Genomic DNA, 18,290 nt, shown 5'->3' with positions numbered 1-18,290 from the left:
ATTAAGGAGAGAGTAACTTGCATGCTTCCCCAAAAGCGTTACTCCTGTTAAGACACCGCTAGGGGGTAGATGTCCTAAGAGCAATAACTCCGTTGCTTTTATCGCCTTCAATATATAGTAGACCTAACCAGACAACTCTCTTTTGCCGTCTCATATATATAGTACGTTTGCTGTGCTGTCTTACTAATATAGTAGCTTATCTATGGGGTGTTACTTATATAGTAGGTTCACCGTGAGTGATTCCTTTATCAGCCTATACTATATAGTACGGTTGACGTGACAATTTCCTTTTGCTGTCTCATATATATAGTAGTCTTACCGTATATCACCTTGTCTATCTCTCTATAAATATAGTAGTACTTTAGGGACAACCTCCTTAGCCAGTACCCTACAAGTTATATCCTAATAGCATTCCCTCCCTCGTTCCTAACTTAGAGACAGCCACAAAATGTGTACACTTTCTTGCACTCTGTACCTAATTTCGCTACCTCTAAACAGCTGTATCCCTTGGTACCACTAGGGTTAACCCCTATAGCCGGCTATCTCACAGGTGCTACAAAGGCTATACTCTAGAGACAGACCTAAAGAGAAGTACCTAGAGAGGATTACTATATAGACAAAACTAATAGATTACCTGTTAGTTAATTATTTAGATATTTAAAAGTCTACTAGAGGAGTATGTCTCTAGAGAATAATCTTTAAAGACTTACCTCTAGAGAAGTAATCTATAAGACTCTGCCTCATATAGTTCTTTTGTTTTTAAATATTTAAATACCTAAAACCTAGAGAAGGATAATTAATTAGAATACATATAAGTAATTCTCTAGAGATTAACTAATAGTCTGTCTCTGTATAGACTTTGTTTTAAATGATTTTAATAATTAAATACCTATAGAGTTAGGATCTAACTAGAATAACTAACAGACTGTCTCCTCAGTAGACTGCAATTAGATTAACCTTGAGATGGTAAGCTCTATAGAGAAGGTACAACTTAGGCTGTCTCTATGGTATTTCAGGATAGGATAACAGCATGATAAGGTTGAGGAGGATGGCTACCTAGTGTCACTTAGTATACCGTGTTGCTACTATGTTTATAGAGGGACAAAATGGAGCTGTCTGGTCAAGGCTACTTTATATATGAGACCCCATAGAGGAGCTACTATATTAGTGAACCAGTTAAGGCTGGCTGTTTTATTTACCAAGTTAGACATGCACATGAATGTATACCCCTAAAGGAGGAGTCAACATGGAAACTAACAATAAGAGAGTGTTAGAAAGGTTTAATACTTATGTGGAATCTAATGGAGTGTCTATGAGGTTTGTATCAAGACAACTCGGTCTCCATCACAACAATATTTATAAGTGGAGAGCTGATAAGATGCAATACAGTTTAGAAACCTTGAGACGGATTAGTGAGTACTTAGATTCTAAGGAGAGGTAGCCGAGGTAGTACACATAAGATATAAAGAAGGGTTTCACATAGCAAAACATGGTTGAGCCTTAGATTCCCAAGGGTTTGAGCCTGTTTTTATCGACGCATTTTTTGACCCATATTTGGAGAATCGACGCATTTTTTGACCCATCTATAAAGCACGATATAAGGAGGAACACTGAATGATTACAGTTAAGGAAGCCAAACAGGTATTACACGAGGCAGGATATGACACTTTATCGCCAGCTCAACAAGAGGCTAGAAAGGAGTTCGCTAAAATCAAGAAGGACAAGCACCACTACAGCAGAATGATTCTCGATAGGTACGATGCCATTAAGGAAAACCTAACACTACAGCAACACGGACTCCTACTCTACTTAGCAACTTGCATGAGTATCGGCCATGAAGGTTTCTTGTGTGACGACAGAGGAGATCGCATCAGTGTCAAATCCCTAGTGAATAAGCTAGGAAAGACTCGATCTCAGATTAATAAAGTACTATCAGAGTTGGAAGCTAACGGAGTAATCACACGAGTGACCGAAGGGAAAACAACTTATGTAGATATGAACGATGCAGTTTACATTTGTGGCAAGCTAGAAGGCGAATACAAAACAGTGAAACTATTCAAGACTCACCTCCACGAGAAGGCAAAGGACTTACCACTTAATACTCTAGGATTGTTCGCCTTGTTACTAACTCAGATGAATTGGAAGACAAACCTAGTAGTTGAGAATCCTAACGAGGCAGACACTAGTAAGCTTATTCTACTTAAACGATCTCACTTGATTGACACTCTAGGAATCTCAAAAAACACCGTTAAGAAATTAATGGACGAGCTTAACCGAGCTAGGTTAATCGTTGAAGTTAAATCAATTACAGAGGCTATCTGTTTAGATCCAAAAGCTGTGAGCAGGCAAGCTAAGAAGATTACTTTTGAGGAGCTACTGGACAATATCGAAAAGGCTTCTCTCTCTCGTAACAACTTTAAGAAGTAACCCCTACCAATAAACCTCGTGTTAACCCACACTAAACAAGACCTGCCTCTCAGGTCGAAGGAGACTACAATGACAAATGAATTATTCGAGTTATGGATGCCAGTTAAAGGATACGAAGGACTATACGAAGTAAGCGACCTCGGTAGAATCAAACGATTAGAACGATATGTAATCAATGAGTACGGCAACGAAGAAGTACTACCAGAGCGCATCCTCAATCAGTACAACGGAGAATACAAAACAGTCTCCCTCTACAGAGACGGCAAACAAGACTGGATTAGCGTACATCGCATCGTAGCACAAACCTTTATAGATAACCCTCATAGTAAACCTTGTGTGAACCACAGAGACTTAGACAAATGGAATAACGATGTAAGGAATCTAGAGTGGGTAACTCACAAGGAGAACACCCTACACTGGATGCAAGCAAGATCCTCTAAAATAATAGCTTCATAGGCTCACCCCTTGAGCCGAACCCGTTACACAATATGTAACACCTATAGAGCTGGCGGTCTCCCTAGACTGCCGACTCATACCTGCATAACTTGCAGACATAAACCGTCGGTTAAACCGACACTTAAACCCAAGGAGGAATACTAATGAAACTAAACGTATCGATGTTACCAATCAGCAGCCAAGTGAGACAGACAATTGAGAAAGCCTACACAGGCACAAGCCAAATGGAGATGCTGTCTCCTGCTGAGACGTGCCTGGAGGTGTTAGCCGAGATGAAGTATCTAGGTAAGCCGATCTCAGCAGGGTACTTGGAGAGAGAACGTCCTCAGTTGTACACAGCTCTAATGAGTCATTTTGACACCTTAGAAATGGCGGTCTCACAGGTACAGCTACCTAAGATTAAGGTGAAGAGTTTGGCTAAACAGGAACGAGAGCACAATAAGTATTTGCTTGGAGTATGCTAAGGAGTTAGCCTAACAGGTTAGCTCCTTTTCTTTTGTCTACCTCAAAGGGGTCGCTTTAATCGACACCCTCATTAGCCACAAATTAACAGCCATCCCATAGAGAACGCATCCATTTAGGTACAACTGTATAGCATCCTCTCCCCTATCCTTCTCTCTGGTAAGCCACCACTCTCTCATGGTACCGAACTTGTCTTTAGTAGAGTTCGTCCTATCGAAGAACTGCTGTAGCCCTCTAGGAGTTAGGACTCGTAGCTTGTACCCAGCAGGCATTTGTATGTATCCCTGCTCAGTGTCGTCTACCTTAGCTAACAGATCAGTCATACTCCTGTAGCCTATCTTGCTCATGATTATATCTTTGGCTATGTAGTTACCTTGGTGAGTACGGATACTGCCTAGTGGTGTCTCTATGGTCGTGAACATCTTATCCCTCCTCTATGGTTACCATTATAGGTGAGGACTGGGAGCCACCTCAATAGTAATTCTATATATTGCATATAGGTAATACTGTGGTATGACTGATGAGGAAGCTGTCTCGAGCAGGAAGTTCTAGGGAAAGGCTTTAAAGTTTATGGAACTGTGGAGGAACCATTGTTCCTAGCTAAGGATGTAGCTGAATGGATTGGACACACAAATTTGACTGTTATGATGAGAATGGTTGAAGAAGAAGACAAGGTACTAAACAATGTTTCGACCCTTGGAGGAGAACAGATATCAACTTTCATCACAGAGGACGGCATCTACGAGGTACTAATGCAATCTCGCAAGCCAATCGCCAAACAGTGGAAAAGGGAAGTGAAGAAAATTCTAAAGAACATCCGTCTCAATGGTACATAACGATAGAGTGATAGGGCCATAGATCTGGCATCCCGAATTGGGAAGTCAGATTAGGAAATGGCTTTACTAATAGTAAACTCGTTAGCGCCGTCTCTGTAGAATACCCTCATTTGAAGTGAGCCTATTAGTCAACACGAATAGTATTCGCCTTTGTATTTAAATATTTAAAAGTCAATTATAGGAGACGGCTATCAGTTATCTCTGTAGACAGTCTGGTGGTGAGTAAGGTCAATGTTAGAGATTCTAAAAATTTTATTCTGACGAGATAGGGACAAGTTGTCACCTTCTAAGTTTGTCTCGTGAGTAGTATCGATGTTGGGGAAACTTTTTATAATATTTCTAGGGAGGAGGTGGCTAAATAGGAGATGTCTGGGAGGTCGATTATGCGAGGGAGAAAAATTCTAAATGGTGTGGCTAGGGAGGAGGTGGCTAGAGGGGTCGATTTTTCTATATATATTCTACTACGTATGTCCACTACCGCTATACGCACACCCCCCTGCCGTCCTAAAAGTATGGGTACCCTTGAGCCAGCCACCTCTGTAGCTAGCGCCCTCTATAGCCCACTGGTGAGCCAGCAGCACGCAAGCATAACCTAAGTGTTAGCCGTCTCATAGGTAAGCGTACAGGGTGATCTAAGGAGGCATAGGCACATAGATAAATAAACACAATGCCATATGAGTACGCACAATATAGGTACTGTCTCTGTGTGTATCTAGTGAGGCAGGCTATATGTATAGCTATAGTGTATGTGCCTACGTGTGCAGCCTAGTGAGGCAGGTCTATGTAGTGTACAGTGAGTAGGCTGTCTCTATGTGTACTGTATAGTGTAGGCTATATAGGGAGCCTGTGTGCACGTGCTATATGAGGGGTCTACGAGGCTCTCTCAGAGGTGGGGATATATAGAGTGTACAATATGGATAGGCTAGTGTGTAGGGCTCAGGATAAGGCTAAGGAGAGGTGTCTTACTTTCGGCTACCTCATTAGTTCACTTTCAAGTTTGGCTAACAGTTGTAACCACATTAGTCACTTCCCATAAGACTGATTATGTAAACTGCAAGTATAGATCTGTAGGTATACTCTAGGGTATCTGCCTCCTTGGTACATCTAGGTTGGTTCTACCTCTACTAGTCCTTTGAATAAATTACTGTATGAGGTAGCGGGTCTGTTAGGGGTGACACTAGTGTATATCTACTCAGTCATATTCACTGGGAGGCAAGCTCACTAGTTGGTACTAAAGGGTTGCTGTCTCTGTAGGCTATGCAATTCCTCTGTAACTATACCTCTGTAGGTATACTGGTGGATAAGATATAAGGAGGCATACTCTGGAGGGGTAATACTTTCATGGTCATATGACCTCGAATAGTTCCTAACTCATATGCGGGAATAGTCAGTGCGTCGGGGTGGAGGTGTGAAACAATGGAGTCTTCCTCTGTAGTTGTAACCAATCGAGTAAAACTTTATCGTTCCCCCTGAGCTGGATGCCTCACTTCTTTTTAGGTACATCACTCCAAAGGAAGAACCAACTCCCTATAGCTACAACTAACAAGGCGACCGAGCCAGCAAACTACTTGCTCATTACTACTTCCATAAAATCTATCAGTTTCCTACCTCCCAGTTGCTACTTTATAAGTTGTTCTCTTGTAGGTACCCACATGAAACACCCTAAATCGTATATTCATTCCAGTTAATTTATTTTCAACATATAGAGTTTGGTATTTCTTATTAAAGTTAGCGACAAAGTTCCTTGCATCAGCACCTATGAGAACGACTCTATCGTCACCGATATAAAACTCAATAGCAGCCTGATCTAGGTTGTCGTGCCCGTTAACCCACTTCTTAAACCACTTAAACATTTTATATTCCTCCTCTTAGTTTTCATAAATAGTTATTCTATTTATCCCCAAATTTTTCCCTATCAATACCACCTGAGACGGCACCTACTTTTGTCGAATACTACCTCACAAGTTCCAGCTGAATAGTTATTGACTCACAAGTCTGTAACCTCTATAATTTTCCTAAACGAATAACTAAAAGAGTGGTCACTCATAGATAACACCTCATCAGGCTTAACATCCGCCTCTACTTCCGCTGAAAATTCATTATCCGCTATGGTAGTTGGTGTATGTACACACCCGAATTATCGTGGAAATGGCTACGCTTCACTCATACTACAAAAAATGATTCAGGACTTTACGAAAGAAGGCCGAACACTTTGTTTATTTTATAACAATCCAGCTGCTGGACGAATTTATAAACGACTAGGATTTAAAGATATCGGGATGTGGACGATGTATCGATAATAAGCAATCGTGTTCGCTTAATTACGATACTTTAGAGGTTGGAGACGTACAATGAGGAATGTTTTTGTTCAATACGGTTGTTGATACCGTTCACTCTTAACGATGTTTATCGTTATCCACATTTCACCCTACATCTTACTATTTGTACAAGCGGTAATATGTGAATTCCGTTAAATAAATACCGCAATAAATTCCGTATTCCGACGAATTTATCCACAAAAAAGACCGCCCTCTAAGGCGGTTTTCTTGTTGTATTCATTTTTCTTCCATCGCGTCCAATACATGCGTCTTCAAATATAAATACGCCGATATCTCCTCTTTCGTCATCCCTCTATCAGCACACACTCCGTCTAACAGAACCCATTCAGAATCTCCTACGAAATTCAAAAAGCGCTTCTTATCTTCAGCTACTACCAACATCATGGCTAACTCTTCAGTACTTGTTATCTCACGTTTCCGTCCTAGCTCATCGATATAGAATACGGATATTTCATTATCTGAGCGATACACCTCAAATTGAAACGTCTGCTTCCCTCGCTTCACTTCAATAGGATACCACTTTAGTTCTTCGTAACCTGGCATTGATGTTTCGTATTAGGGTGCGTGTCATATTTCGACTCCTTTTTCGTTATGTAATAACTACACAACTAAGTTTACCAAAGTTCCATTAAGTAAACGTTAAGCTAGCTTAACGTTTTTAATATACATTTACTCTATATCTATCATATTGTTAAATTTAAAGGTAAGTTTGTTATGGAATAAATAAAAAATTCCACACATATACAATTCCATTTTGTTGTTGATTTCACAAATTATCCCTATAAATATCAATATATCTATTTACTTTTAAAAGCCAATATTATAATGTACTAAAAGTAATACACACATAGGGAAGGAATGGAAAATATGTTAAAAAAACTAAAAAAGGTTATGTTTGTTGTAATTGCTGCTATTACGTTATCTACAGGGTTAGCAACAATCGCCCCAAAAGAAGCTTCAGCACATTGGGCAGATCCTCAAATGGATTGGGCTATTAGAAACTATGTCATTAAATTTGATATGAGAGATAGTCCGGCGTATCGAAAAGACTTTTGGATTATGATTGCTAATTATTCTCAAAGACGGTACAACTCTTACGATGAAGCGCGCCAGTATGTAATAAATCGAGGTATTTCTGACGGATCACGTGGAGCTGATCCGGATCACTCGTCATGAAGCGGTAGCCATGCTCTATCAAAAGCGTTTCAATAGCCCTGCATGGTCTCCTAAAGGCGGTTTCAGTAATTCAATTGCATGGGGAACAGGTCAAGGTATTTATGACGGTAGTCGTGGAAACGACTTTGCAACCAGAGCCGAAGTTATTACTATGTTATACAAATACACTGATAAGGGTAAGTGGGGCTAATCGTATATCGACTATGTCTCTAAGCCAGCATACATAGATATATAGATAAAAAAGAATGCTGTGTTTAAACTTGATGAACCGAACAAAAATAAAAGCCGCCCAACAGGACGGCTCTTATTTTTGTTAATCAAACTATTCTTTTATTTAAATGAACCCCAACTACTAACACGTTTTCCGTTTGAAGTTTCACCAGTTGTAATGTAACCATATCCGTTTGAACGTGGTTGACGTATCCATACATAACCGTCTTTTTCATAACCGAATGCATCATACTTTACTTCATCGCCTGCATTAAGTGTAGCGATAATTGGAGCATCAGTTAATGGTGCGGTACGAAGTTTAATAGATGTATTTAACTTAAATACACCGTCTTGTTTTGTAAACCAACTAGAATCATATTGACTATTTGCAATTGTTTCATCTACTCCAGTAAACCATGAAAGAGGTTTATCTCCTATAAGTGAGTTAAGATCACACTTACCAATGCCAGGTACATTTCCAGTTTCAGTGTACTGCCAAATATCACAAGGATACGCTGGCTTATTATCACCATATCGCGGAATCCATACAAAATCAGCTTGTATATTACGCGCTCCAAACGAATCATACGTATGATGCCCTACATATAACCCTATCTTTTTAGCTCCTAGTCGGCGTAGTTCATCGATAAACGCCTGTGTCCCACCTTGCATATCACTCATTGTTTGCACTTCAACATCAGCTACCCAAAACTTAGCTGATTTGTCACCACGAGCCCAAAAGTCTTGCGCTTCTTTCTTGGCATCGTTGATAGATACAAAACGACAAAATGCATAATTTCCAAAAGGAATATTCCTTGATTTCATCGCTTGTACATATCCATTATACAAAGGGTCTACATAATTCGAACCATCTTGCACACGTGCAATTACTAAATCTAATTGCGGTCCTGCTACATCCCAATTAATGTCTCCATTCCACTTAGAAATATCTGCAATATAACCCATTATTCAACATCTCCTTTTTTATTATCATATTCAGAGCTTGTTTTTTTGCTCTTACCACCTAAAACTTCTACTGCGTTTGTTAACGCTGAAGGTAACGGGATTCCCATACGCCCTGCATTTTCTAAAAGTGAAAGCAACTCATTTCCGATAAAGAAAAAGATTGTCGCTTCACGAATAGCACTATTACTTCCAAGTGCTGTATCTAACTGAATCGCGACTCCAACCAAAAGAAAAAGCACCACCTTTTTGGCGATGCCTTTAAAACCAACTTTACTTTTTAGTTCTCCGTTGTATCCTGCTGCTATCATGCCAGTTAAATAATCAATAACTGCCATCGTCACTAAGATTTTCAATGTTGCATCCCATCCTCCCAAAAAATACCCGCAGAATCCACCAAATGTAGCTATAAATGTTTTCAATAATACATCAATACGATCCACTTATTTACCTCCTTTTTTAAAAATAAAAAAAGCCCACTCTATTGCGCGCTTGTAATTAAGTCTTCTCTTCCATTTTCAGTTAAGTATTTATCGATTCTTTCTTTATATGCTTTCATCTTTGTGACGATAAATGTATACGTAAAAACTTCATCAATTACTCGTTGAGCCATGTACTCAGCCATGTTGCGTCAGCTCCTTTTTATTAGATACTAGAAATAATTAATTCATCTAAAGCTTGCTGCATTAATTCTTGTTGCTTTTTAAGCTTATCAAGTTCACTTGGTTGTGGTATTTGTGGCTTGTTCAACTCATCCAGTTCTTCTTGTGTGATTGTTTCAATCCACTTGCCATCTTTAAAAACAGGTTTCCAGTTTGGTTGTGGGAGGGGAATCTCTGTTGCATTATCAGGAATATCATAGACGTCTTTATACCCAATCACATCTTCCTCTTCATACTGCACTTCTTCATTCCCGTATATAGGGTACTTATAACCATCGGCTTCTTCTGTTCCGATAACCACCGTTTCAATTCTCGTTTTAGTAACCATACCTCTTATTTCTTCTTGTCTTGGAAAAATAACATCATCACCTATATAAGCTCCTGTGTCTTTGTTGTACAAATAAATATGTTTCATTGTTCAGCCTCCTTAAATGAGATACGTAAGTGTGAATGACCAGAATTTCAAAGGGGTACTTCCTTCGGATATCCACTCGCAATGGACCGAACCATCCGCACGAATGGTAATAATACCTTCAGCGGAATTTAGATCACTTTTTATATATGAACTTGAAAATCCCATATCACTTAACGGACGGAAAGTTGTTGGAAGTGTAGTAATGATTTGGTTATTTTTTACGCCTATAACATTAACAGTTAGGCAAACGGTATTTCCTGTTCTTTTTACCTTAGATGTTTTACCTGTTTGATTTGTTACTCCGTTTAGTAGAGTTAGGTTTGTCCAATCGGTGTCGTTCTTTGTTTTGAAATCAGCTAGTATACTGAAAGTTTTAGTTGCTGTATCGTGTTCGAAAACAGTGAGAGCATTTACGTTATCGTACAATCTAATCTTATTGGCGCTATTCATACCTAAATTAGTTTGGGCTACTCCATCTTTCGACCATAATATATCCCTAGCTGCCGTTCCAGTTCTGTCCAACGTTAAGTTTCCACTCATAGTATCTCCAGCTTTTTTAAGTACGTTTGTACCTGAAGCTAATATGTTAAACGCGTCAGTGTCATGGTTGTAAGCCCACGCTGTTTTAGTTCCTCCAGTGGAAGGAAAACCTTGAAGAGATGCGCCTGTTGCACTCATAGTCATTTGCCCTTTTTTAACTCCCCCAGCTGTCCACTGTAAGGTTTTGAAACCTCCAGTGATGTCCATGTCAAGATTACCTGTCATAGTGTCGCCACTACGTTTAACAACGTCTGCCTTATCGACCGCTATTTGCAAAGCATCTATCTGTTTCTTAAGCTTATCAAACTCTGCGATGTAATTTTCTATTGGGATGTTCCCTTGTTTCACATCGTTTCCTAACGAAATCCGTATGTCCTGTGTTGTAAAACGTTCAGTCCCTTTTTCAAAAGCAAAGTAACCAATCCACACTCCAGCACTTGATACAGCTTCTTTTGATACGATATACTCAAACACTCCGTCTTTTGCATTCGTAACAACTGCATCGTCACGAACGAAATTACCGTATGGGCTAATCGCTTCATACTTTACTACATAGCCCGTTAAATCCACTGGTTTCCCTCGTTCTTTCAGGTTAACAATAACCTTAAATCCGTTTCGATCATTCTCCCTTGAACTTATCGTTCTCGTCATGATCATGTTCGCTAGATCGATTAGCATCGTTTCCTAACTGTCCTAAAAGCGACAAAATACCTTTGATTAGTGCTTCGATTAATTTAACTCCTGCTTCTAAAAGCTTCGGTAGGTTTTTAATTATTTCGCCAACGAGAGTTATGATTAACTTAACTGCCGCTACTATTAATTGTGGAATCACTTGAAAAATACCAGCGATCAACGCTAGTAGAATGTTAACCCCTGCGCTTATAATCTGCGGTAAATTAGCGATAAGCGTCTCGACAATTTTAGCGATTAACGTTAAAGCTGCGTTAATTAACTGCGGTAATATCTGAACAATCCCATCTATCAACGCCATGAGTATCTTTACCCCTGCATCAATAATTGCGGGTAGATTCGCTAGAATTGTATCAGCAACTTTCGTTATTAAATTGACTGCTAAATCAATTAGCTGAGGTAACATTTGTACGATACCGTCTATTAACGTAGTCAATATCGAAATACCTGCCGAAATGATTGCCGGTAAATTCGCTGTAATCGCATCGATTAAAGTAGTAATAACCGTGATAATCGCAAGTACTATTAACGGAAGCGCTTGTGTAATACCTGTAATTAGCGTAGTCAATAAGTTAATACCTATCTCGATTAACTGAGGTAAGAACGATATCAATCCGTTGATAATCGTCTCGATAATCGTTACAGCTACGGGAATTAACGTAGGTATCATTTGCATGATTCCTTGGATTAGCGTAAGAATCAGCTGTAATCCCGTTTGGATAATCGTAGGTAGGACTTGTACAATTCCAGTGATTAGCGCCTGTAAAATTTGCATACCTACTTCAATTATCATAGGTAGATACGTAGCAATTGACTGTATAATCGTATTGATCACTTCAACCATCGCTTCTAGTATCGAAGGTGCCGCTTGGACCAATCCGTTTACTAGACTCATAATCATTTGCGAGCCAACTTCGATTAATTGCGGTAGTGTTCCCAATAGGAAAGCTGCTACTGAATTAAAGACATTCGTAATTACATCTAAAATAACGCCTTTGTTAGTATCGAGATAGTTGGCAATTGGGGCTACATATTTATACTCAAATTCTTTCCACTACAAATAGAGATATTTATGAAACATTCACCACACTTATGTCGCTATTATCTTTACATGCAAATGCCCTTCTTAATATTACTGCTTCTTATTATACTGTGCTTTCAAATCAATATATTCCTGTCTCGCATCCTGATTATTACCTTGGTGACTATCAAAAGATGTATGTATTTGTGATATATATTTTACTAAATTGCCCTCATCATTTCTCTTCTTATAATTCACTACAATACTTACTTCCAATATCTGCTTTGAACCATTTTTAGAATCAATATGCAATGCGATTGATCCACCACCATATTCATCAAATTGTATTTTCAACTTATCATTAATGATACTCTGAAACTCTAATTCAGTTAGTTTGTATCCGACAGTACTAGGCTGATCAAACTTTTTTATATCACCTCCGGGCTTCATCTTTAGTTTCCTTATTCCTTTTAAACGATTTACAATTAAGTTCACATATGAAACATCCAGGTTTGAATCCGGACTTTGTACCTGTCCATTTTGATACATAATATTGGTACTATAATTAACTTCTTCTTTATAATTTTTATTATCTACTTCCGAGGTAATTTCTTGTGTTGTATTTCCATATAAACTTTTATCTTTTATATTATATACACCTGTCGAAGTTTGGTAGATTGTTTTACTATGCTCTCCATCTTCTTTTTGTTCATATGTACTATATATACCTCTTTGTTTCACATACGCATATCCATCATCACTAGCGGACATAACCTTTTTCATGTCACCTTCATCCAATGCCTTAACAAATGGCTCATACTCTATCTTTTCTTCAAAAAAACTACATGCTTGTAGTAGGCTGATTGCTATTATGATAGGAATCATTTTAGAAACCTTTTTTGTGTTCATTTCATCATCACACTACACTCTCTATATTTTCGATCAGATTATCTTCTAATCACTTTAATCACCTTACATAAGTAAATTTTCTTTTTGTAGTTCAAATACTCTCCTATAAATTATTACTTTTTCACCATCAAAACTTACAATACACACTTTCTTTATGCCTTACGTTTCGATTTACCTTTTTTATTTTTCTTTCGATATCTTGGAGTCTCTCTTTTATGTTGCTCCCATGAAATGTTAAATGACGGAAATTTAAACCTGCAATATGCTAATAGCTGAAATTCAGCTGCTCCGATTGCTATCGTATACATTAAAAAGGTCCCTACTACATACATAAATAAATCATCAAACCCATAATCGTTATGAAAATATAGCAAAATAAGAATAGTTACTGCGTATAGTGTAGCCCACTTCATCATCTTTCCTTTTGTTTTACTAAAGAAAGAAGCAGACCTCTCATCCATACTAAACGCACCTTCACTCGCTTGTTTAAACGTATCAATTGTTGTCACGATATGAAAAATCACTGCTCCTAAAAGCAATAAACCCGCATACAGTATTGTAATCCAGTCAATTGAATTATTAGCCATTTTAGTAACAGTCAACGCAGTAGGAGCTATTGTTGCCATTTGGAATGCATATAATAATACGACAAGGGTTTGTAGTTTTTGAAATTTAAATTGAGCTATCGGAAATGAATAAATAATGAAAAGAATTATTTGTAGGCTGTACAATAACACTTCTAACTTAACAATTCCTATATTAAAGAGAAGCATACAGTAATCCCACCCAGCTGATAAAACAATAGAAAAAATAGTTATTGAACTAAATAGTATTCCTCCAAACATAAATCCTGTAGCACCTTCTGGACTTAAACGATCTTGACATGTCATCCGAAACTTATCTAAATCTTCTTCTTTTATATTCCACATCCTGACTCTTCACCCTCTATACAGTTTAAATAATTTTCATTCACTTCAATTCTATTTCACTCTTATTTACTTTTCGATTGGGATTTTGTATTTTGCCTTCAAAATCTCCCACGCATTCTATCATTCTCTTCCCACGTTATATTAAATGGCGGACATTTAAATTTATTCTGCCATTTCCCTTTATGCCTTACGTTTCGATTTACTTTTTTTATTTTTCTTTTGATATCTTGGAGTTTCTCTTTTATGTTGCTCCCACGTTTTATTAAATGACGGAAATTTAAATCTGCAATACGCTAATAGCTGAAATTCAGCTGCACCTATGGCTATCGTATACATTAAAAAGGTCCCTACTACATACATACCTAAAGTATCAAATCCATAATCGTTATGAAAATATAGCAAAATGAGAATAGTTACTGCGTATAATGTAGCCCACTTCATCATCTTTCCTTTTGCTTTACTAAAAAAGGAAGCGGATCTTTCATCCATACTAAATGCACCTTCACTTGCCTGTTTAAACGTATCAATTGTTGTCAAAATATGAAAAATTACTGCTCCTAAAAATAATAATCCTGCATACAGTAATGTAATCTGATCAATTGAATTATTAGCCATTTTAGTACCAATCAAAACTACGAGTAATATTATTGCCATTTGAAATGCATTTAATAATACAACAATTGTTTGTAGCTTTTGAAATTTAAATTGAGCTTTTGGAAATAAATATAGAATGAAAAAAATTACTTGCAGAGCATATAACAACACTTCCAGCTTAACAATTCCTATATTAAGGAGAACCATACAGTAATCCCAATCACCTGATACAATAATAGAAAAAACGGCTATTGAACTATAAAGTATTCCTCCAAACATAAATCCTGTAGCTCCCTCAGGACTTAAACGATCATTACATGTCATCCTAAACTTATCTAAATCTTCCTCTTCTATATTCCACATCTTGGCTCTTCACCTTCTATACGTTTCAATTATTTTTCGAACACTAAAATTATATTAATATATTATTTATTTTTCGTTTTGAATTTCTTATTTTGTTTTCGAATTCTTCCACACTTTCTCTCATTCTCTTCCCACGTCATATTAAATGACTTGAATTTAAATCTACAGTACACCAATAGTTGAAATTCTGCCGCTCCTATTGCTACTGCATACATTAAAATGCTCCCAACCACATACATTAGTAAAGCATCAAACCCATAGTCGTTACAAAAATAAATTAAAATCAGAAGGAGTGGTACGTATATCATTACTCCCTTCAGTACATTCATCTTTGTATTACTAAAAAATGATTTAGATCTCTCATCCATACTAAAAGCACCTTTACTCGCTTGTTTAAACGTATCAATTGTTGTCACAATATGAAAAATTACTGCTCCTAGAAATAATAAACTTGCAAGCGTCAATGTAAAAACATCAATCGAATTATTAGCTATTTCAGAAACAATTAAAGCTGTGAGCCCAATCGTTCCTAATTGAAATGCGTATAATAACACAACAATCGTTTGTAATTTTCGAAATTTATAACGAGCTTTTGGAAACGAATATAGTATTAAAAAAATGATTTGCACACTGTATAAAAACAGCTCAAACTTTACAATTCCCATTCCAACGAGAACCTTACAATACTCCCAACCACCTGATAAAACGATAGAAAATATAATTATTGAACTAAAGAGTATGCCCCCCATCATAAATCATGTAGCTCCCTCAGGACTTAACCGTACTCTACATGTCATTCGAAACTCATCCAAATCTTCTTCTTTTATATTCCACATTCAGTTTTTCACCTTCTATACGTTTCAATTATTTTTCGAACACTAAAATTCTATTAATATATTATTTATTTTTCGTTTTGGATTTCTTATTTTGTTTTCGAATTCTTCCACACTTTCTCTCATTCTCTTCCCACTTCATATTAAATGACTTGAATTTAAATCTGCAATACACTAAGAGCTGGAATTCTGCCGCTCCAATGGCTACTGCATACATAACAACATTACACATAACATAACCAAACATTGTGTTTAATGAGTAATTATTATTTATATAAATCAAAACAAGAAGAATTAACACATAAATTACAGCACCTTGTATAACATGTCCCTTTGTTTTACTAAAAAACGAATCTGATTTGTCCCCACTACTAAATGCACCTTCGCTTACTTGTTTAAATGTATCAACTGTTGTCACAATATGAACAATAATTCCACCTAATACTAATAGACCTACATAAACACGTGTATTGAGATCAATTGAATGCTCAATCATCCCAGAAAGAACAAATAACGTGCATCCGATAGTTCCAAGTTGAAATGCATATAATAATATAACGAGCTTTTGGGAATAAATATAGAATCAAAAACATTACTTGCAAACCATATAACACTAATTCAATCCTAACAATTACCTTATCAAACAAGGTAGTATAATAATCCATTCCTCCCACAAAAATAATAACCATAAATAATGAAGTATAAAATATCGTTCCAAGCATAAATCTCGTCGCACCTTCAGGACTTAAACAATCTTGACATGTCATTCGAAACTTGCCTAAATCTTCTTCTTTTATATTCCACACCCTAACTTTTCACCTTCTATACAGTTTAAATAATTTTCATTCACTTCAATTCTATTTCACTCTTATTTACTTTTCGATTTGGATTTTGTATTTCGCTTTCGAATTCTCCCACGCATTCTCTCATTCTCTTCCCACGTCATATTAAATGACTTGAATTTGAATCTACAGTACACCAATAGTTGAAATTCTGCTGCTCCAATGGCTACTGTATACAGTAAAACAATACCTACCGCATAAAGAACTAAAACATCAATTCCATAACCATTATGAAAATATATCAAAATAAACAGGATTAGCGCATATATTGTAGCCCACTTCATCACATCTCCTTTTCTTTTACTAAAAAATGAGATGGATCTTTCATCCTTACTAAACGCACCTTCACTCGCTTGTTTAAATGTATCAATTGTTGTCACAATATGAACGATAACTGCTCCTATAAATAATAACCCTACACAAATTAAAGTCATTCGATCAATTGAATAATCAGATATTCCAGGAAGAACTAACGCTGTAAATGTTATTGTACCTAATTGAAATGCATATAATAATACAACGAGCGTTTGTAACTTTTGAAATTTATAACGTGCTTTTGGAAATGAATATAGAATTAAAAAGATGAATTGTAAGCTATATAAAACAATTTCAGTTTTAACAATTGTTTTATCAAAATAAGTATGATAATAATCCAATCCCCCCATAAAAATAAAAAACATAAATACTGAAGTATAAACTATCCCTCCAATAAAGAAAACCATAGCACCCTCAGGACTTAAACGATCATTACATGTCATCCTAAACTTATATAAATCTTCTTCTTTTATATCCCACATCCTGGCTCTTCACCTTCTATACAGTTTAAATAATTTTCATTCACTTCAATTCTATTTCCCTCTTATTTACTTTTCGATTTGGATTTTGTATTTCGCTTTCGAATTCTCCCACGCATTCTCTCATTCTCTTCCCATGACATATTAAATGACTTGAATTTAAATCTACAGTACGCCAATAATTGGAATTCTGCCGCTCCGATTGCAACCGCATACATTAAAACAGTTCCTACTCCATACATAACAAAAAAATCAATTGAATAATCATTTTGAAAATACATCAGAAGAAGTAGTATTGATATATATATTATAGCCCCCTTTATCACAGCTCCTTTTGTCTTACTAAAAAACGAGGTGGATCTTTCATCACTACTAAATGCACCTTCACTTGCTTGTTTAAATGTATCTAGCGTTGCTGCAATATGGATAATAACTGCTCCTACAACTAGTAGCCCGGTATACATCCTACCAATTGAATTATCAGCCATTTCAGAAACAATCGAAACTACAAATAATATCGTTCCAAGTTGAAACGCATATAGTAATACGATTAGCGTTTGTAACTTTTGAAATGTAAAACATGCTTTCGGAAATAGATATATAATTAAAAATATAATTTGAATACTAAATAACACAATTTCAGTTTTAACAATTGTTCTATCAAAAAAATTGTTGTAGTAATTCAAATCACCTACAAAAATAATAAACATAAATATTGAAATATAAAATATTGTTCCAAGCATAAAACCCGTAGCACCTTCAGGACTTAAACGTCCTTGACATGTTATTCGAAATTTATCTAAATCTTCTTCTTTTATATTCCACACCT

The 18,290-nt window shown here is 36.6% G+C and carries 19 protein-coding genes and 5 pseudogenes; 7 read left to right on the top strand and 17 right to left on the bottom strand.

Annotated elements, in window-relative coordinates:
• Positions 1-1,219: 1,219 nt before the first annotated feature.
• From DN392_RS31270 to DN392_RS18365, 4 genes are all read left to right on the top strand, one after another.
• On the top strand, positions 1,220-1,441 hold the full coding sequence (locus DN392_RS31270; RefSeq protein ID WP_149238084.1) for a helix-turn-helix domain-containing protein: 222 nt from the start codon (positions 1,220-1,222) through the stop codon (positions 1,439-1,441).
• A 173-nt stretch (positions 1,442-1,614) separates the two neighbouring features.
• A complete protein-coding gene (locus DN392_RS18375) occupies positions 1,615-2,427 on the top strand; it encodes a MarR family transcriptional regulator (protein ID WP_149238083.1) in 813 nt (270 codons plus the stop codon).
• 69 nt (positions 2,428-2,496) lie between these two features.
• Entirely contained in the window at positions 2,497-2,883 is a 387-nt protein-coding gene (locus tag DN392_RS18370) for an NUMOD4 domain-containing protein (protein ID WP_149238082.1), read from the top strand.
• Between the two features lie 143 nt (positions 2,884-3,026).
• Positions 3,027-3,347, top strand: coding sequence for a hypothetical protein (locus DN392_RS18365; RefSeq protein ID WP_149238081.1), 321 nt, complete (start codon positions 3,027-3,029; stop codon positions 3,345-3,347).
• 36 nt (positions 3,348-3,383) lie between these two features.
• On the opposite strand, the gene DN392_RS18360 is transcribed toward DN392_RS18365, so the two are convergent.
• Complete coding sequence (locus DN392_RS18360; RefSeq protein WP_149238080.1) at positions 3,384-3,767, bottom strand: hypothetical protein; 384 nt, start codon at positions 3,765-3,767, stop codon at positions 3,384-3,386.
• Between the two features lie 168 nt (positions 3,768-3,935).
• Here DN392_RS18360 and DN392_RS18355 point away from each other — a divergent pair, with 168 nt between their 5' ends.
• Positions 3,936-4,181, top strand: coding sequence for a BRO-N domain-containing protein (locus DN392_RS18355; RefSeq protein WP_370512826.1), 246 nt, complete (start codon positions 3,936-3,938; stop codon positions 4,179-4,181).
• A gap of 1,604 nt (positions 4,182-5,785) precedes the next feature.
• On the opposite strand, the gene DN392_RS18350 is transcribed toward DN392_RS18355, so the two are convergent.
• Positions 5,786-6,034 (bottom strand): polyprotein, encoded by a 249-nt coding sequence (locus tag DN392_RS18350; RefSeq protein WP_080609445.1) that lies wholly within the window; start codon positions 6,032-6,034, stop codon positions 5,786-5,788.
• A 213-nt stretch (positions 6,035-6,247) separates the two neighbouring features.
• Between DN392_RS18350 and DN392_RS18345 the strand changes: the two are divergent.
• Positions 6,248-6,481: pseudogene (locus DN392_RS18345) on the top strand (GNAT family N-acetyltransferase); the annotation flags it as partial.
• Positions 6,482-6,736: 255 nt separating this feature from the next.
• On the opposite strand, the gene DN392_RS18340 reads toward DN392_RS18345, so the two are convergent.
• Entirely contained in the window at positions 6,737-7,063 is a 327-nt protein-coding gene (locus tag DN392_RS18340; protein ID WP_064056643.1) for a hypothetical protein, read from the bottom strand.
• Between the two features lie 324 nt (positions 7,064-7,387).
• On the opposite strand from DN392_RS18340, the gene DN392_RS31265 reads away from it, so the two are divergent.
• On the top strand, positions 7,388-7,696 hold the full coding sequence (locus DN392_RS31265; protein ID WP_306419286.1) for a hypothetical protein: 309 nt from the start codon (positions 7,388-7,390) through the stop codon (positions 7,694-7,696).
• Between the two features lie 330 nt (positions 7,697-8,026).
• Here DN392_RS31265 and DN392_RS31260 read toward each other — a convergent pair whose 3' ends face one another.
• The 14 genes and pseudogenes from DN392_RS31260 to DN392_RS18275 all read right to left on the bottom strand — a co-directional run bounded on the left by DN392_RS31260 (position 8,027) and on the right by DN392_RS18275 (position 18,288).
• Positions 8,027-8,299 carry an SH3 domain-containing protein gene (locus DN392_RS31260; protein WP_306419288.1) on the bottom strand — a complete coding sequence of 91 codons (273 nt, stop codon included), beginning with the start codon at positions 8,297-8,299 and terminating at the stop codon, positions 8,027-8,029.
• Positions 8,276-8,872 (bottom strand): annotated as a pseudogene (locus DN392_RS18330) (glycoside hydrolase family 25 protein); the annotation flags it as partial. The gene DN392_RS31260 and the pseudogene DN392_RS18330, both read right to left, overlap by 24 nt.
• Positions 8,872-9,312, bottom strand: a complete 441-nt coding sequence (locus tag DN392_RS18325) for a phage holin family protein (protein WP_061672521.1) — start codon at positions 9,310-9,312, stop codon at positions 8,872-8,874. The pseudogene DN392_RS18330 and the gene DN392_RS18325, both read right to left, overlap by 1 nt.
• Before the next feature lie 38 nt (positions 9,313-9,350).
• Complete coding sequence (locus DN392_RS30455; RefSeq protein WP_000852846.1) at positions 9,351-9,494, bottom strand: hypothetical protein; 144 nt, start codon at positions 9,492-9,494, stop codon at positions 9,351-9,353.
• Between the two features lie 20 nt (positions 9,495-9,514).
• A complete protein-coding gene (locus DN392_RS18320; protein WP_061672522.1) occupies positions 9,515-9,946 on the bottom strand; it encodes a hypothetical protein in 432 nt (143 codons plus the stop codon).
• 12 nt (positions 9,947-9,958) lie between these two features.
• Positions 9,959-11,137 carry a BppU family phage baseplate upper protein gene (locus DN392_RS18315; RefSeq protein ID WP_061672538.1) on the bottom strand — a complete coding sequence of 393 codons (1,179 nt, stop codon included), beginning with the start codon at positions 11,135-11,137 and terminating at the stop codon, positions 9,959-9,961.
• Between the two features lie 28 nt (positions 11,138-11,165).
• A pseudogene (locus DN392_RS18310) lies at positions 11,166-12,212 on the bottom strand (phage tail protein); the annotation flags it as partial.
• A 96-nt stretch (positions 12,213-12,308) separates the two neighbouring features.
• Positions 12,309-13,082, bottom strand: coding sequence for a DUF3952 domain-containing protein (locus DN392_RS18305; protein ID WP_061672523.1), 774 nt, complete (start codon positions 13,080-13,082; stop codon positions 12,309-12,311).
• Positions 13,083-13,258: 176 nt separating this feature from the next.
• Positions 13,259-14,035, bottom strand: a complete 777-nt coding sequence (locus tag DN392_RS18300; protein ID WP_061672524.1) for a hypothetical protein — start codon at positions 14,033-14,035, stop codon at positions 13,259-13,261.
• Positions 14,036-14,215: 180 nt separating this feature from the next.
• Positions 14,216-14,992, bottom strand: coding sequence for a hypothetical protein (locus DN392_RS18295; protein WP_016088153.1), 777 nt, complete (start codon positions 14,990-14,992; stop codon positions 14,216-14,218).
• Between the two features lie 62 nt (positions 14,993-15,054).
• Positions 15,055-15,828: pseudogene (locus DN392_RS18290) on the bottom strand (hypothetical protein).
• A 61-nt stretch (positions 15,829-15,889) separates the two neighbouring features.
• Positions 15,890-16,631, bottom strand: a pseudogene (locus tag DN392_RS18285) (hypothetical protein).
• A 62-nt stretch (positions 16,632-16,693) separates the two neighbouring features.
• Positions 16,694-17,464, bottom strand: a complete 771-nt coding sequence (locus DN392_RS18280) for a hypothetical protein (RefSeq protein ID WP_061672526.1) — start codon at positions 17,462-17,464, stop codon at positions 16,694-16,696.
• A 62-nt stretch (positions 17,465-17,526) separates the two neighbouring features.
• Positions 17,527-18,288, bottom strand: coding sequence for a hypothetical protein (locus DN392_RS18275; protein ID WP_061672527.1), 762 nt, complete (start codon positions 18,286-18,288; stop codon positions 17,527-17,529).
• Positions 18,289-18,290: the final 2 nt, after the last annotated feature.

Source organism: Bacillus sp. BB51/4 (genome assembly GCF_008368845.1).
GTDB lineage: Bacteria > Bacillota > Bacilli > Bacillales > Bacillaceae_G > Bacillus_A > Bacillus_A wiedmannii.
Note: the sequence above shows the minus strand (reverse complement) of the source record. Positions and strands in the feature narration are given on the sequence as shown.

Coding starts and splice junctions, on each gene's coding strand:
- DN392_RS31265 (WP_306419286.1), top strand. CDS start 7,388: ATGTTAAAAAAACTAAAAAAGGTTATGTTTGTTGTAATTGCTGCTATT.
- DN392_RS18365 (WP_149238081.1), top strand. CDS start 3,027: ATGAAACTAAACGTATCGATGTTACCAATCAGCAGCCAAGTGAGACAG.
- DN392_RS18350 (WP_080609445.1), bottom strand. CDS start 6,034: ATGTTTAAGTGGTTTAAGAAGTGGGTTAACGGGCACGACAACCTAGAT.
- DN392_RS18295 (WP_016088153.1), bottom strand. CDS start 14,992: ATGTGGAATATAGAAGAGGAAGATTTAGATAAGTTTAGGATGACATGT.
- DN392_RS18305 (WP_061672523.1), bottom strand. CDS start 13,082: ATGATTCCTATCATAATAGCAATCAGCCTACTACAAGCATGTAGTTTT.
- DN392_RS18375 (WP_149238083.1), top strand. CDS start 1,615: ATGATTACAGTTAAGGAAGCCAAACAGGTATTACACGAGGCAGGATAT.
- DN392_RS31270 (WP_149238084.1), top strand. CDS start 1,220: ATGTATACCCCTAAAGGAGGAGTCAACATGGAAACTAACAATAAGAGA.
- DN392_RS18370 (WP_149238082.1), top strand. CDS start 2,497: ATGACAAATGAATTATTCGAGTTATGGATGCCAGTTAAAGGATACGAA.
- DN392_RS18315 (WP_061672538.1), bottom strand. CDS start 11,137: ATGACGAGAACGATAAGTTCAAGGGAGAATGATCGAAACGGATTTAAG.
- DN392_RS30455 (WP_000852846.1), bottom strand. CDS start 9,494: ATGGCTGAGTACATGGCTCAACGAGTAATTGATGAAGTTTTTACGTAT.
- DN392_RS18340 (WP_064056643.1), bottom strand. CDS start 7,063: ATGCCAGGTTACGAAGAACTAAAGTGGTATCCTATTGAAGTGAAGCGA.
- DN392_RS18360 (WP_149238080.1), bottom strand. CDS start 3,767: ATGTTCACGACCATAGAGACACCACTAGGCAGTATCCGTACTCACCAA.
- DN392_RS18280 (WP_061672526.1), bottom strand. CDS start 17,464: ATGTGGGATATAAAAGAAGAAGATTTATATAAGTTTAGGATGACATGT.
- DN392_RS18320 (WP_061672522.1), bottom strand. CDS start 9,946: ATGAAACATATTTATTTGTACAACAAAGACACAGGAGCTTATATAGGT.
- DN392_RS18300 (WP_061672524.1), bottom strand. CDS start 14,035: ATGTGGAATATAAAAGAAGAAGATTTAGATAAGTTTCGGATGACATGT.